Consider the following 14,068-nt stretch of genomic DNA (forward strand, 5'->3'; position numbering starts at 1 on the left):
GTAGCGAAGCCACCGATATTGGGCCCTGGTGGTATGCCTCGTTACGGCGCGTGTTCCGGCGTGTTGGCCCGGGAAAGCTGAATGGGTCACGACCCGATCACGATGACAGACTGAGTGGCTAAAATACGGCTCATGAATACCCCTAACTCATCCGGCGCCTCGGGCGACTGGCGAATCGACCGGCAGCGCGCCGTTGCCTTGTTCGGACCGGCCGCGCACGACTGGCCCATCGAGATCGTCGAAGAGACAGGCTCGACCAACGCCGACCTGATGGCGCGCATGAAGGCGCTGCCACGCGAACCGGGCGCGCTCGCGCGGCCTGTCGTGCGGGTCGCCTATCTGCAGACGGCGGGACGCGGCCGCCGCGGCCGCACCTGGTATGCGGAACCCGGCAACGCGCTGCTGTTCTCGGTCGCGTGCGTGCTGCCGCGGCCGCTCGAAGGACTCGCGGGGCTGAGCCTCGCCGTGGGCGTGGCGCTCGTCGACGGCTTGCGCTCGCTGCCCGTCGCGGGCCCCGGCCAGATCGCGCTGAAGTGGCCGAACGACGTGCTGCTCGAAGGCGACAAGCTCGCCGGCATCCTGATCGAAACGGCGTGGAGCACGCCGGACGCGAGCGCTGTCGTGATCGGTATCGGCACGAACGTGAAGGGCGCCGACGAACTGGCCGCGAAAGTCGGCGCGCTCAACGCGGACGTGCCCGCGCAGGCGCGCGGCGCGGCGCCCACGGCACTCTCGCGCGCGCTGCCGAACGCGAATCTCACCGATACCCTCGCAGCCGAGCTCAACGCGCTCGAGCCGGCATTGCAGCGCTTCGGCGCAGAAGGTTTCGCGCCGTTCCGGCAACGCTGGAACGGCTGCCACGCCTACGCGGGACGCGATGTCGTGCTGTTCGAGCAGGGCGTCGAGACCGGGCGCGGCGTCGCGGCAGGCGTCGATGATCTCGGGCAACTGCTGCTCGACACGCCATCCGGCAGGCAGGCGATCGCGACGGGCGACGTGTCGCTGCGCCTCGCGGACGAAGGCAGCGGCGCGGCATGAGTGGCGCACCGTATCTGCTGATCGACGCCGGCAATAGCCGGGTCAAGTGGGCGCTCGTTAAGGCCGATGGTACACAGACACACTCGGGCGCGTTCGCGCATGGTGGCCAGCTGATCAAGGGCACCGGCGATCCCTTGCAGTCGAGGCATGAGCCGGACTGGTCGACGCTGCCCGCGCCGGGTTCTGCATGGTTATCGAACGTCGCTGGCGACGCCGTCGCGCGCCGCATCGACGCATTCATCGACCGATGCTGGCCCGCACTGCCGCGCACGACGATCCGTTCGTCTGCGCGGCAGTGCGGCGTCACGAACCGTTATACGACGCCGTCGCAACTCGGCAGCGATCGCTGGGCGGGCATGATCGGCGCACGTGCGGCATTTCCGGGCGAGCCGCTGCTGATTGCAACGTTCGGCACCGCGACGACACTGGAAGCATTGAACGCCGATGGCGTGTTCGTCGGCGGATTGATCGCGCCGGGCTGGTCGCTGATGATGCGCTCGCTCGGCGAGCATACGGCGCAACTGCCGACACTCGACGCAATCGCCGCGCAAGGCCTGCTCGCCGACGATGGCGACGCTGCAAGCAAAGATGAACATGCGAATCGCGCCGCATGGTTCGCGGTCGATACGCCGCGCTCGTTGTCGTCGGGATGCGCGTTGGCGCAGATCGGCTTCGTCGAGCGGATGTGGAGTGATCTGCAGGATGAATGGAAAGCACCTGTGCGGCTCGTCATCAGCGGCGGCGCCTCGGGTGAACTCGCGCAGGCGCTGTGCGTGCCGCATACGCGTCACGATTCACTCGTGCTGGCGGGACTCGCGCTGATCGCGGCGGAGGCTTCGGCCAGTTCGCCACCGGACGCCCGCCCGTCCTGAACACCGAACCCTGGACAGACAATGGTGGAGACATCAACGATGCTGCGCTGGCTAATCGCCCTGCTCCTGCTCGCCAACATCCTCGCGTTCGTCACGATGCGCGGGCTGTTCGGCCCATCGCCCTCGGCAGGACCACGCGAACCGAATCATCTGGGCCGGCAGGTGCGCCCCGACCAGTTGCGCGTGTATCCGATGTCGGCCGCCGACGCGACGGATCTCGCCATCGTCGGTGGACCCGCGCCCATTACGCCCGTCGCCGCTTCGGCGCTGAACCAGTAAGAGCGGCTTGGTCGAAAGTACGCGGCCCGACCGTCACCGGGTCGTCCTTAGCCCTGCGCGCGCACTTTCTTGAGCAGCGCCGTCGTCGAACGGTCGTGTTCAAACGGAATCGCCAGCGCCTTGCCGCCCCAGCCGCGCACCAGCGCGGATTCCGGCAGCTTGTCCATGTCGTAGTCGCCGCCCTTGACCAGCACGTCGGGGCGCAACGCTTCGATCAGCGCGACGGGCGTCTGCTCCTCGAAACGCACCACCCAGTCGACGCTTTCCAGCGCGGCCAGCAGCGCCATCCGGTCGGCTTCGTTGTTGATCGGGCGGTCGTCGCCTTTGCCGAGCATACGCACCGACGCATCGCTGTTCACGCCGACGATCAGCGTCGCGCCCAGCGCCTTCGCGTCCGCAAGATACGAGACGTGCCCGCGATGGAGGATATCGAAGACGCCGTTCGTGAAGACCACGGGGCCAGGCAGCGAAGGGCGAAGTTGCGCGAGGGCATCACGCGTCGTGAGCTTGCGTTCGAAAGTAGCGGCCATGTGAGAAGTCGTTTAGCGGAATTGCGTCGAGTGTATTTGAATCGCCTTGGTATAGCCGCAGAAGGACTGCACGGTGGCGACGCATGGATTCAAAGCCGAAAAGAAAACGGCCCGGCGGGTTTTCACCTGCCGGGCCGTGGCGTTCCTGTGCCGCGCGCCGTGCGTTCAGCGACGCAGGCGCGCCGCCTCTGTCAGGCCAGTTGCTGATGCGCAGCCGCCGGTTGTTCAGCCTGCAGGCGCGTCACCACTTCCTTGCGATAGCGGTTCAGTTCCTGAGCCGTGCCGAACGAGCGCTCGAACAGGATCGACAGGTTGTGCAGAATGCGTTCGACCACCTTCTTTTCCCAGCCGTCGTCGAAACGGATCTGCTCGTCGAGCCAGCGCTCGAGCCACTCCGGATCTGGCAGACGCGATTGCACGGTGTCGCGCGGGAACAGCGCCTGGTTCACGTGCAGGTTCGTGGGGTGCAGCGGCTTTTCCGTGCGACGCGCAGACGCCATCAGCACGCCGATCTTCGCGAACGCCGCGCGCGCGACATCGCCGAAATTCGTCAGCGCCTTCTTCATGTAGCGCAGATACGCGCCGCCATGACGGGCTTCGTCGCGCGAAATGGTTTCGTAGATGTGCTTGATGACAGGCTCGGTATGCCATTCAGCCGCGCGGCGATACCAATGGTTCAGGCGGATTTCGCCGCAGAAGTGCAGCATCAGCGTTTCGAGCGGCGGCGCCGGATCGAATTCGAAGCGGACTGCGTGCAGTTCCTCTTCCGTCGGCACGAGTTCGGGCTTGAAGCGGCGCAGATATTCCATCAACACAAGCGAGTGCTTCTGCTCTTCGAAGAACCACACGCTCATGAATGCGGAGAAGTCGCTGTCGTGGTGGTTGTCGCGCAGGAACATTTCCGTGGCGGGCAGCGCCGACCATTCGGTGATCGCGTTCATCTTGATGGTCGCCGCCTGCTCGTCGGTGAGCAGCGACGCGTCGAATTTGTCCCAGGGAATGTCCTTCTCCATGTCCCATCGAACGGACTCGAGCGATTTGTAAAGTTCCGGATAAAGCATGGTGTTCATGATCCCACCCCTGTTCTGCGCAAGGCGACGTCTGTTATCTGTTGCTGCTTTTGCTGCGGATGAACGGAAAATTCCGAAGCGTCGGGAACTTTCGCCGTCATCAGCACAGCATTCAATTTTACGCGGTAATCGGCTGCCAAGATGCATGCTTTGGCAAAAGAACTACTGCGGCTCGTGATGCGCACGCGAATTTCATGCCTCGAATGCGCGGCCAACCGTGGGTGAGGGAAAACCTGTGCCTGAGGTCGTGCCAGCTTGCGGCCTGGATGGCGGCATGGGGTCCGCGATGGACGCTCCGGCACCGTATCGGCACCGGCATGGGCGGCGAATCTGTCGTTGATGCGACGTTGTTCGCGCGCTCCCGCAGGCCAGAAAAAGCTTACACGATGATAGCACGCGAGGCCGCACGGCCCTGTTTCCGGGCCGTCGGGACAGGTGTTGAATTGACGTAAAGCAACGCGAGCGCACGCTATCCACACGAATTCAACTGAATGTGCTAGCGCGAAGCACGCGTTTTAAAGCGGTCGTATCGCTTCGCCGCAATACGACCGCCGGGACGTCATTCGGACGCCGACGAAGTTTTCTTCGCAGCCGATCCGCCCGTCGCGCGCTTCGCAGCCGGGCGTTTCGCGGCGGGACGCGGCGCGGCGTCGGCGGATTTCGCTTGTGCTGCAGCGTCGGCTTCGGGCTCGGGCGCATCGTCCGGTTCGAGATCGCTCGGCTCGACTCCCGCGCCCGCTTCCGATGCGCCCGTCGACGTCGTCGCAGCCGGCTGCGCCATCGCGAACTGCGCGATCTGGTTGAACTGCGCCTGCAGCAGATTCCACCAGCCCGACGCGTCGAATGCGGGCGGCGGCGTCGACTCGCTGGCTTCCTGCGCGCTTGCGGCAGGCTGCGGCTCCGGTTGCTTCGGCGGCGCGTCGGCTGCGGGCTGCGTCATCGCCTGCTGTGCGAACGCGCCGAACGCGCGCAGCGTCGAGAGCGTCGCGCGCTGCACTTCGAGCGCCTGAATCGCCGATTGCAGCATGTTCAGGTTGAGCTTGAGCCATTGCTCGACGGCGCGCATGTCGGTGATGCGCTTGTCGAGCTCCTCGACGTTGGTGAGCGGCGCCATCATGTCGGACATCATCGACAGCGACGGCACGATGCCCTGCGCCGCGCCCGGATGCGTGCCCGGAAACGCGGCACCGAACGGCGTGAGACGCATCATGCCCCACATGCGGTCGAGCATTTCGGCGGGCGGGAAACCGGGGAAGCCGGGAAACGGTGGTGTCGAGCCGGGTGTGTCGGTCATTGCGGTTCTCCTTGATTTCCTGAGTTCGGTTCCAGCGTGCGGCATAGGCATGCTGTTCGATCATACCGCGCGCCGTTTGCGGCTGGCCTCGCGAATTGCTGCCGACTGGATGCCTGGTTGGGCGCACCTATCGTGCGCATTTACCGGTGACGGTATCGCGTTCGCCTAAAGCCGGATTCGCTGATTCGCGGCCGCAACGAATGCTCCCGCACCAGCATCACCAACGATCAACCCGGTTGCCGCCGCGCCATCGTCAGAACGGCTCCTTGCCCGAAAAATCCGGCGCGCGCCGTTCGCGCAGCGATGCCACGCCCTCCTGCACGTCCGGTCCCGCGAAGCCCATGAATTCCAACGCCAGCGATGTGTCGAACGCGGGCCCCGCCGAGCGCAGCCAGTTGTTCAACGCGTACTTGGTCCAGCGGATCGCCGTCTGCGAACCATGCGCGAGCTTGCGCGCGACTTCGAACGTCTTCGGCAGCAGATCGTTGTCGTCGACGGCGAGCGATACGAGTCCGATCCGCTCGGCTTCCTCGCCGCTCACCGGCTCGCACAGCATCAGGTAGTACTTCGCCTTCGCCATCCCGCACAGGAGCGGCCACACGATTGCCGCGTGGTCGCCCGCCGCGACGCCCAGACGCGTGTGTCCGTCGATGATGCGCGCCGATTTCGTCGCGATCGAAATATCGGCGAGCAGTCCCGCGACGAGTCCCGCGCCGACTGCCGGTCCATGCATCGCCGATACGATCGGCTTGCTGCAGTTGATCACGTTGTAGACGAGGTCGCGCGCTTCGCGCCATACGCGCGTGCGCACATCGAAGTCGTTGGCCATGTCTTCGACAAGGCCCAGGTCGCCGCCCGCCGAAAAGCCCTTGCCCTCGCCGCGAATCACCGCGACGCGCGTCTCCGGATCGCGATCGATATCGCGCCAGATGTCGGCGAGTTCGCGATGCATGTTCGCGTCAGCCGTCGCGAGATTGCTCTTGTTCGTACCCTCGCCGCTCATCACGATTTCGAGGATGCCGTGCGCATGCCGCCGCACGCGCAACGACTTGTAGTGCGCGTAAAACGCGGGTTCGATCGTTTGCGATTCCGATTCGTGAGACATGGCTGACATCCGTAAGAGCGACGCGTCGGCGTCGGAACACACTTCACGCACGCGGCGCAGCCGACGCTGCGCCACACGAACACACCGCGTTCTAGCGCGGCTGATACATCCACTTCGCGCTGCGAATCTCGACCATCACGCGCGCGCGCTGATCGAGGCCCAAATGATCCGTCGTGCTCATGTTCACGACGCCATTCGTGTCGGCGAGACCGCGTGTCGCTTCGAGTGCATCGCGCAACGCGCGGCGAAATTCGACCGTGCCGGGCGCGGCCGATTTCAGCGCGACGGGAATCGCGCTGTTCAGCAACATGCTCGCGTCCCACGCATACGAGCCGAACGCCGACACGCTGCCCGGCCCGCGCAGCTTCTCGAAGCGCTCGATGTAATCGAGCGCGAGACGCTTCGAAGCATAGTCCGCGGGAAGCTGCGATGCGACCAGCACGGGACTCGCGGGCAGGAACGTGCCATTGCAATCGGCGCCGCACACGCGCAGGAAGTCGTTATTGCCGACGCCGTGGTTGTGATAGATCTTGCCCTTGTAGCCGCGCGAGATCAGCGTCTTCGGCGGCAGCGCGGCCGGCGTGCCCGCCGCGCCGACGACGACGGCATCCGGATTCGCCGCCATGATCTTGAGGATCTGTCCCGTGACGCTAGGGTCCGTGCGGTTGAAGCGCTCGTTGGCGACCACGCTGATGTGATGGATTTGCGCGAACTTCGCGACTTCCGCGTAGAACGTCTCGCCGAGCGCATCCGCCTGGCCGATGTACGCAAGCGTCTTCACGCCGTGCTGGCTCGCGTGCTCGGTGATCGCGGACGCCATCATCGCGTCTGTTTGCGGCGTCTTGAACATCCAGTGCCGCTTCGCATCGACGGGCTCGATGATCTTCGCCGACGACGCCAATGAAATCGCAGGCGTTTCACCTTCGGCGATCACGTCAATCATCGCGAGCGAGTTCGGCGTGATCGACGAGCCGATGATGGCATCGACATGATTTTCGGAGATCAGCTTTTTCGTGTCCTGCACGGCTTGCGTGGTATCGGATGCATCGTCGAGCACGATGTATTCGACCTTCTGGCCGGCGACCTCTTTCGGAAAGAGCGTCGAGGTATCGCGCGCGGGAATGCCGAGCGATGCGGCCGGCCCCGTCAGCGACAGCACGAGTCCGATCTTCACCTGCGCGAGCGCGAGTCCCGGCAAAAGAGAAAGCGTGGCGCCGAGTACTGTGCGCCGGCCTGTGGCGCGAGAGTTGGTAAAGCGCTCGCGCAAAGTTGAAAATGCAAACGTCCCGTATCGCGGCATGCGTTGTCTCCTGTCGACCAGAGTCGGCGCTTTAGTGCCTTACTCTGGTCCCATGCAAAGCTGTCGACCAGAATTGGCGCTTTAGCTGTCGGCTGGAGTTAGTGCTTTAGCACCTACTCCAGCCCCGTGCAGAGCACCTACTCCCGTCCCATGCAAAGCTGTCGACCACAGTTGGCGCTTTAGTGCCTCACTCCGCTCCGATGCAATAGCTCGTGGTTCTTGTACGTTCTGCGATGCTGCGTGGCTTGCGCTGTTCCGCTATCGGAATATCAGCGGCTGCGAGGCTCGATGCCCTCTCGCGCGAGCGTCAGTGTAGCGGCGCGCGCGACGCTACCGGCATCGGGCGAAACCCTTTCGGACCGCTCGACGCGATGCGCCGCCAACGCCGCGCGTGCATGACGCGTCGATGAAACGTCATGCACGATGCCCCTCTCACTACGCGTCTTCGAGCGGCGCAACGGCCTGATCGATCGAGCCGAAAATCGACTTGCCTGCTTCGTCGAACATCTCGATCTTCACCGTGTCACCGAACTTCATGAACTCGGTTTGCGCCGCGCCGTGCTCGATCGTTTCGAGGCAGCGCTTCTCGGCGATGCAGCAGTAGCCGCGCTTCGAGTCCTTGTTCGAGACCGTGCCCGAGCCGACGATCGAGCCCGCGCGCAAGTTACGCGTCTTCGCCGCATGCGCGATCAGCTGGCCGAAGTTGAACACCATGTCGGTGCCCGCATCCGGCTGTCCGACCTTCCTGCCGTTCCAGTGAACGATCATCGGACGATGCACGCGGCCTTCGCGCCACGCATCGCCGAGTTCGTCGAGCGTCACGGCGACGGGTGCGAACGACGTCGCCGGCTTGCTCTGGAAGAAGCCGAAACCCTTCGCCAGTTCGGCGGGAATCAGGTTGCGCAGCGACACGTCGTTGACGAGCGTCACGAGCCGAATGCTCTTCAACGCCTGCTCGGGCTTCGTGCCCATCGGCACATCGCCCGTGATGACGGCAACTTCCGCCTCGAAGTCGATGCCGAACGATTCCGACGCGCACACGATGTCGTCCTTCGGGCCGATGAAGTCGTCGCTGCCGCCCTGGTACATCAACGGATCGGTCCAGAACTCGGGCGGCATCTCGGCGCCGCGCGCGCGGCGCACGAGCTCGACGTGGTTCACATACGCGGAGCCGTCGGCCCACTGGAACGCGCGCGGCAACGGCGCCATGCATTCCTTCGCGCCGAACGAAAACGTGTTGCGCGCGCGGCCCTGGTTTAACTCGTCGTACAGATCGCGCAACTGCGGCGCGTAGAAGGTCCAGTCGTCGAGGACGCGCTGCATCGTTGGCGCGATGGTGTCGGCGACGGCGGCCGTATGCAGGTCGCGGGAAACGACGATCAGTTGACCGTCGCGCGTGCCGTCCTTCAGCGTGGCAAGTTTCATGGCGGGAAAGCGTGTGGATGACGATAAGAGGAATGTATTCTACGATGGTGAATCGGCGCGGCCCAAGCGGATGCCTCATGCGGGCTCTTGCACATGGCGACGCGCCCGGTTTGCGTCGTTTGTCCGCTGCCGTTTTCACGTTCACTCCCCGCCCCGTTGCCTATGTCACCGACCGCCCGCTCAACTTCGATCCGCCAGGATGCCGAATCCGCCGAACCGCTCGATTCCGTCGACGACGATGCCGTCGATCAGCACGAAGCCGGCGAGGAAAAGCTGCGCTCGGGCATCCAGTCGATCGAAGTGGGCTTTCGTCTGCTCGAGGTGCTCACGCACGAACCGCGCGCGATGATGCTGCGCGACCTCGCGCAGCGCGCAGGCATGAGCCCGGCGAAAGCGCACCGCTATCTGGTGAGTTTCCAGCGCCTGGGCGTCGTCGCGCAGGACCCGCTGACGGGCCGTTACGAACTCGGCGGCTTCGCATTGCAACTGGGGCTCGCGCGGCTCGCGCGCGTCGACGGCGTGAAGCTCGCGCGCGTTGCGCTCGCCGAACTGCGCGACCGGCTGGACATGACGGTGGGCATCGCGGTGTGGGGCAACCAGGGGCCGACCGTCGTGCACTGGATGGAGTCGAGCTATCCCGCGAAGGCATCGCTGAAACTCGGCGACGTGATGCCGATGCTCAGTTCCGCGACGGGGCTGCTGTTCGCCGCATATCTGCCGCGCGGAAAGACGGCCGCGATGATCGAACGCGAGCTCGCACACACGCAGCGTTGGGCGACGGCCAACACACCGACCACGCCGGAGGACGTCGAGCGCGTGCTCGAAGACGTGCGCGCGCATGGCGCGGCGCGCGTCGAAGGCATGTTGCTGCCGACCATACACGCGTTCTGCACGCCCGTGTTCGATTCGAACGGCGATCTCGCGCTCGGACTGATCGCGCTCGGTCACGAAGGCGCGTTCGATATCGCGTGGGGCGGCGCAGTCGATACCGCTTTGCGCGAGTGCGCGCAGAAGCTGTCATATGAACTCGGGTATAGTCCGACGCCCCGATAGGCCTTCATTCACACGACAACTCGCGCGCCAAGCCGCACGACGAACCGCACGATGAACGCGTAACGGCGGCGCCCGGTCGAAACGTCTTTAACCGCGTTCCGCGTTCAACACACTGTCTCCGATGTCGTCTCCGTTCGCTGTCCGCACCGTTTCGTCGCATGCGCAACTCGCCGCAGCGCAGCGCCGTTCGTCGCGGCTGCGGTGGACGGGCGTGCTGGCGGCTGTCGCCGGCGCGCACCTGATCGCCGCGCTGTGGTTCGAACGGCATCACGACACGTTCAAGCCGGTTGCGCCGGAGCATGTTCCCGTGCAGGTCGCGCTGCTCAAGCCCGAGCGCATCGAAACGCAGGCGGCCGGCTCTCCGCCGCCCGCCGTCGCGAAGCCCGCGCCGCCCAAACATGGTGCGCGGCCGCTGCGTGAGCATGTGCTGACGGCGACGCGTCCGCAACCGTCAAAAGTACCCGCGACGAACGCAGCCGCCAGCGCGCCTGTCGGTGCTTCGGCCGCTTCGGATTCAGCGGCTGCGTCCGCTGCGGCAGCCCAGCCCGCAGCAAACGCTGGCCCCGGCATCGGCCAGGGCAACGCGCCACAAGCGACGCCGGGCGTGAAGTTTTCCGTGCCGCCATCGGGCGATCTGCAATACGACACGTTCTACAACGGCGTTCGCAATCAGCCTGGCACGATTCACTGGACGAGCGATGGCCACTCGTACGATATGGTCGTTTCGGTGCCTCTACCGTTTGTCGGCACATTCAGCTATTCGAGCCACGGACACGTCGACGCATTCGGCCTCGCCCCTGATCAGTACGTCGAAAAGCGCGGCCGTCGCGGCGAAGACGTAACCATGTTCAATCGCGACACGAAGCAGATCGGCTTCACGCGCACGCCGGCTACATTGGCGCTGCCCGACGGCGCGCAGGACCGCTTCAGCATGGTGATGCAACTGGCGAGTCTGGTGCGCGGCGACCCGGACGCCTATCAGCCAGGCGTCACGCGCCAGTTCTACGTGACGGACAACGATAGCGGCGAGATCTGGCCTATCGAGACGATAGGCGACGAAACGGTGCGCACCGAGCAAGGATCGATCGATGCGCGGCATTTCATGCGGCTGCCGCGCCGCGCAAACGATCGCCGGCGCATCGACGTGTGGCTTGCGCCGTCGCTCGGCTGGCTGCCGGCGCGCCTCGTGCAGACGGAACCGAACGGCACGCAGATCGAACTCGTATGGCGCGGCAAGCTCGCGCCGCCTGATGTCAACGACACGTCTTCTTCGGACGACACCTCGTCGGGCAGCCCCCAACCCTCCGTCACCGATCCCGGCGCGGGGCCCGAAAAGCCCTGATGCAAGCAGGCTCTTGGCGCTGCGGGATACTTGACAATCGAGGCCGTACTCGTCTTCAGAAACTTCTGTCGCGTGCATGAATCGCACGACGAGCAGCGCTCACACGAACGGTTCATGTGCATCCCATGATGCGAATCGAACGACCCGGATCGCATGAACGGTTGATTCACTCGTTCTTTCATTGCGACATCACCTATGGAGTCCGCATGCAAATCAATGTGAATGGCATCGATACGCGTTACATCCTGAGCAATGAAGGTGGAGGCCCCTGGCTTACGTTTATTCATCAGCTAGGCGGCGATCTGTCGGTATGGGATCAGCTCGCCGGTTTTTTCCGCGACGAGTACACGGTCTTGCGCTACGACGTGCGCGGTCACGGTCAAACAGCTGTATCGGACAGGCAGTTCAGCGTGGCGGATCTGTCGCAGGATCTGCGCGCGCTGCTGGATGCGCTTGGCGTAAAGAAGACACATCTCGTCGGCATGTCGATGGGTGGCATGATCGCGCAGCAGTTCGCGCTCGATAACCCGGATCGCGTGGATACGCTGACGCTCACCGATACGCACGCCGCCACGCCATCCGACGGCCGCGCCCTGTGGGAGCAGCGCGCGGCGACGGTGCGCAACGAAGGCGTCGGCGCGCTCGCGCAAGCGACGATGGAACGCTGGCTGACTGCCGGCTTCCGCGATGCGCACCCCGAAGTCGTCGAGCAGATTCGCGAGGTATTCGAGAACACTTCGTCTGAGGGTTATGCGCATGCGTGCCTTGCACTGCGCGATTTCGACGTGAGCAGTAGACTGAGGGGGATCACCCTTCCTACTCTCGCAGTGGCTGGACGCCACGATGCAGGCACGCCACCTGCTGCTACACAGGCGATCGCGGATGCCATCGGGGGAGCGAGATTCGAACTGCTGGACGCGGCTCACCTCGCACCGATCGAGCAATCGCAACGTTTTACTGCTTTGCTTGAATCGTTTCTGCAGAAACTGGTCTAACAGACAGGTCCGGGATCTTAACGCGTCAGGCCGGACCCACCCCTTGAATTCCAAACCATGGGCTCCATCTACGGTGCAACACTGGCCCGGAGCCATCGGAAAGAAGGAGTGTCGCCATGCAAATGATCTACAACAGCCCCAACTATTGTGTCGTCGAATTCCCGCCGCAGGACGGGCATATCGCGATGAGGTCCGGTGGGTATGAGATCGTCGACAAGAACACGCAGCGCGAGATTTACATCGACGGCGTGATGGCAGCCAGTTTTCGCGAGCACGTGCAAAAGCTCATCGAAGACGAACCGACGCTAGACGAAGTGGACGAATTTCTCGGTCAATTCGACAGCCTGATGAATCAGCCGGTCATTCTTCACTGACCCATCGGCGCCGCTGACGCCAACTCCAGGCGACACGTCCCCAATCGACCCCGCCCGGCTTGCCCGGCGGGGTTTTTCGTTTTTGTCGCTGCGCCAGCCTCTCTTGCGACGCGCCACGCCGGGCACGGCAAACGCGCCGCGCAAGCAGCGAAAGATATACTGCCCGCGCTCCATTGCCAGCAACGGGCGGGCCTTGCGCGCAAGCACGGACTGCAAAGCCGCGTCGCGCGGCGAGTTCGCGGCCATCCGGCTACAATATTGAGTTTCCTGAAAAAGTCGGCAGAGCCAGCCGGCACGAGCGCGATCAGACCATGAACCAGCCCGCCAAGTCAGCCCCAACAGTCGCCAACGCCGGCGCCGCCTACACGCGCGGCGCGGCCCTGCCCGCGTTGCTCGAATCGCGCATCCTGATCCTGGACGGCGCGATGGGCACGATGATCCAGCGCTACAAGCTCGACGAAGCCGCCTATCGCGGCGAGCGCTTCAAGGACTATGCGCGCGACATCAAGGGCAACAACGAGTTGCTATCGATCACGCAGCCGCAGATCATCAGCGAGATTCACGAGCAGTACCTGGCTGCGGGCGCCGACATCATCGAGACGAACACGTTCGGCGCAACGACCATCGCGCAGGCCGACTACGGAATGGAAGCGCTCGCCGTCGAGATGAACCGCGAATCGGCGAAGCTCGCACGCGCCGCATGCGACAAATATTCGACGCCCGACAAGCCGCGCTTCGTTGCCGGCGCAATCGGGCCGACGCCGAAGACGGCGAGCATCTCGCCCGACGTCAACGATCCGGGCGCGCGCAACGTCAGTTTCGACGAATTGCGCGCCGCGTACTACGAGCAGGCGAAAGCGCTGATGGAAGGCGGCGCGGACCTGTTCCTCGTCGAAACGATCTTCGACACGCTGAACGCAAAAGCCGCGCTCTTCGCGCTCGACGAGCTGTTCGACGACACGGACGAGCGCCTGCCCATCATGATCTCGGGTACGGTGACGGACGCATCGGGCCGCATTCTGTCGGGACAGACAGTCGAAGCGTTCTGGAATTCGCTGCGTCACGCGAAGCCGCTCACGTTCGGCCTGAACTGCGCGCTGGGCGCCGCGCTGATGCGCCCGTACATCGCGGAGCTGGCGAAGCTGTGCGACACGTACGTGTCGTGCTATCCGAATGCCGGCCTGCCGAATCCGATGAGCGACACGGGCTTCGACGAACTGCCCGCCGATACGTCGGGCCTCCTGAAGGAATTCGCGCAGGCGGGGCTCGTGAACATCGCGGGCGGCTGCTGCGGCACGACGCCGGAACATATCGCCGCGATCGCGAAGGCGCTGAACGAAGTGAAGCCGCGCAAGTGGCCGAGCCAGTATCGTGACGCCGCCTGAAGCACA

The 14,068-nt window shown here is 64.4% G+C and carries 15 protein-coding genes; 8 read left to right on the forward strand and 7 right to left on the reverse strand.

Translation table 11 applies throughout. From position 1 onward, the window contains the following. The first annotated feature begins 132 nt into the window (after positions 1-132). From GCT13_RS21860 to GCT13_RS21870, 3 genes are read left to right on the forward strand one after another with little or no spacing between them, the layout of a single operon-like run. On the forward strand, positions 133-1,038 hold the full coding sequence (locus GCT13_RS21860) for a biotin--[acetyl-CoA-carboxylase] ligase (RefSeq protein WP_152761521.1): 906 nt from the start codon (positions 133-135) through the stop codon (positions 1,036-1,038). Continuing rightward, positions 1,035-1,910 carry a type III pantothenate kinase gene (locus GCT13_RS21865; RefSeq protein ID WP_152761523.1) on the forward strand — a complete coding sequence of 292 codons (876 nt, stop codon included), beginning with the start codon at positions 1,035-1,037 and terminating at the stop codon, positions 1,908-1,910. Before GCT13_RS21860 ends, GCT13_RS21865 begins: the two co-directional genes overlap by 4 nt. 39 nt (positions 1,911-1,949) lie before the next feature. Continuing rightward, positions 1,950-2,189, forward strand: a complete 240-nt coding sequence (locus GCT13_RS21870) for a hypothetical protein (protein WP_152761525.1) — start codon at positions 1,950-1,952, stop codon at positions 2,187-2,189. A 47-nt stretch (positions 2,190-2,236) separates the two neighbouring features. On the opposite strand, the gene rfaE2 is transcribed toward GCT13_RS21870, so the two are convergent. From rfaE2 to GCT13_RS21905, 7 genes are all read right to left on the reverse strand, one after another. Further along, positions 2,237-2,719, reverse strand: coding sequence for a D-glycero-beta-D-manno-heptose 1-phosphate adenylyltransferase (gene rfaE2 / locus GCT13_RS21875; protein WP_152761527.1), 483 nt, complete (start codon positions 2,717-2,719; stop codon positions 2,237-2,239). A gap of 191 nt (positions 2,720-2,910) precedes the next feature. Beyond that, positions 2,911-3,789, reverse strand: a complete 879-nt coding sequence (locus tag GCT13_RS21880) for a ferritin family protein (RefSeq protein ID WP_152761529.1) — start codon at positions 3,787-3,789, stop codon at positions 2,911-2,913. After that, a complete protein-coding gene (locus tag GCT13_RS21885; RefSeq protein ID WP_152761531.1) occupies positions 3,786-3,974 on the reverse strand; it encodes a hypothetical protein in 189 nt (62 codons plus the stop codon). Before GCT13_RS21885 ends, GCT13_RS21880 begins: the two co-directional genes overlap by 4 nt. Before the next feature lie 374 nt (positions 3,975-4,348). Then, the gene (locus GCT13_RS21890; RefSeq protein WP_152761533.1) at positions 4,349-5,083 is read right to left on the reverse strand and encodes a PhaM family polyhydroxyalkanoate granule multifunctional regulatory protein; all 735 of its coding nucleotides are present in this window, start codon (positions 5,081-5,083) and stop codon (positions 4,349-4,351) included. A gap of 253 nt (positions 5,084-5,336) precedes the next feature. Continuing rightward, on the reverse strand, positions 5,337-6,188 hold the full coding sequence (locus GCT13_RS21895) for an enoyl-CoA hydratase/isomerase family protein (protein ID WP_407670836.1): 852 nt from the start codon (positions 6,186-6,188) through the stop codon (positions 5,337-5,339). Positions 6,189-6,279: 91 nt separating this feature from the next. Further along, on the reverse strand, positions 6,280-7,488 hold the full coding sequence (locus tag GCT13_RS21900) for an ABC transporter substrate-binding protein (RefSeq protein WP_152761537.1): 1,209 nt from the start codon (positions 7,486-7,488) through the stop codon (positions 6,280-6,282). 435 nt (positions 7,489-7,923) lie between these two features. Continuing rightward, the gene (locus GCT13_RS21905) at positions 7,924-8,913 is read right to left on the reverse strand and encodes a fumarylacetoacetate hydrolase family protein (RefSeq protein ID WP_152761539.1); all 990 of its coding nucleotides are present in this window, start codon (positions 8,911-8,913) and stop codon (positions 7,924-7,926) included. A gap of 162 nt (positions 8,914-9,075) precedes the next feature. Between GCT13_RS21905 and GCT13_RS21910 the strand changes: the two genes are divergently transcribed. The 5 genes from GCT13_RS21910 to GCT13_RS21930 all read left to right on the forward strand — a co-directional run bounded on the left by GCT13_RS21910 (position 9,076) and on the right by GCT13_RS21930 (position 14,062). Continuing rightward, on the forward strand, positions 9,076-9,966 hold the full coding sequence (locus GCT13_RS21910) for an IclR family transcriptional regulator (RefSeq protein ID WP_152761541.1): 891 nt from the start codon (positions 9,076-9,078) through the stop codon (positions 9,964-9,966). A 121-nt stretch (positions 9,967-10,087) separates the two neighbouring features. After that, the gene (locus GCT13_RS21915; protein ID WP_152761543.1) at positions 10,088-11,308 is read left to right on the forward strand and encodes a DUF3108 domain-containing protein; all 1,221 of its coding nucleotides are present in this window, start codon (positions 10,088-10,090) and stop codon (positions 11,306-11,308) included. Positions 11,309-11,514: 206 nt separating this feature from the next. Then, positions 11,515-12,303, forward strand: coding sequence for a 3-oxoadipate enol-lactonase (gene pcaD / locus GCT13_RS21920; RefSeq protein WP_152761545.1), 789 nt, complete (start codon positions 11,515-11,517; stop codon positions 12,301-12,303). A 116-nt stretch (positions 12,304-12,419) separates the two neighbouring features. After that, positions 12,420-12,677 (forward strand): BTH_I0359 family protein, encoded by a 258-nt coding sequence (locus GCT13_RS21925; protein WP_087734231.1) that lies wholly within the window; start codon positions 12,420-12,422, stop codon positions 12,675-12,677. Positions 12,678-12,988: 311 nt separating this feature from the next. Further along, a complete protein-coding gene (locus GCT13_RS21930; RefSeq protein ID WP_152761547.1) occupies positions 12,989-14,062 on the forward strand; it encodes a homocysteine S-methyltransferase family protein in 1,074 nt (357 codons plus the stop codon). The last annotated feature ends 6 nt before the right edge of the window (positions 14,063-14,068 follow it).

The sequence above is a fragment of the Paraburkholderia franconis genome (assembly GCF_009362735.1).
In the GTDB taxonomy this organism is placed as follows: domain Bacteria; phylum Pseudomonadota; class Gammaproteobacteria; order Burkholderiales; family Burkholderiaceae; genus Paraburkholderia; species Paraburkholderia franconis.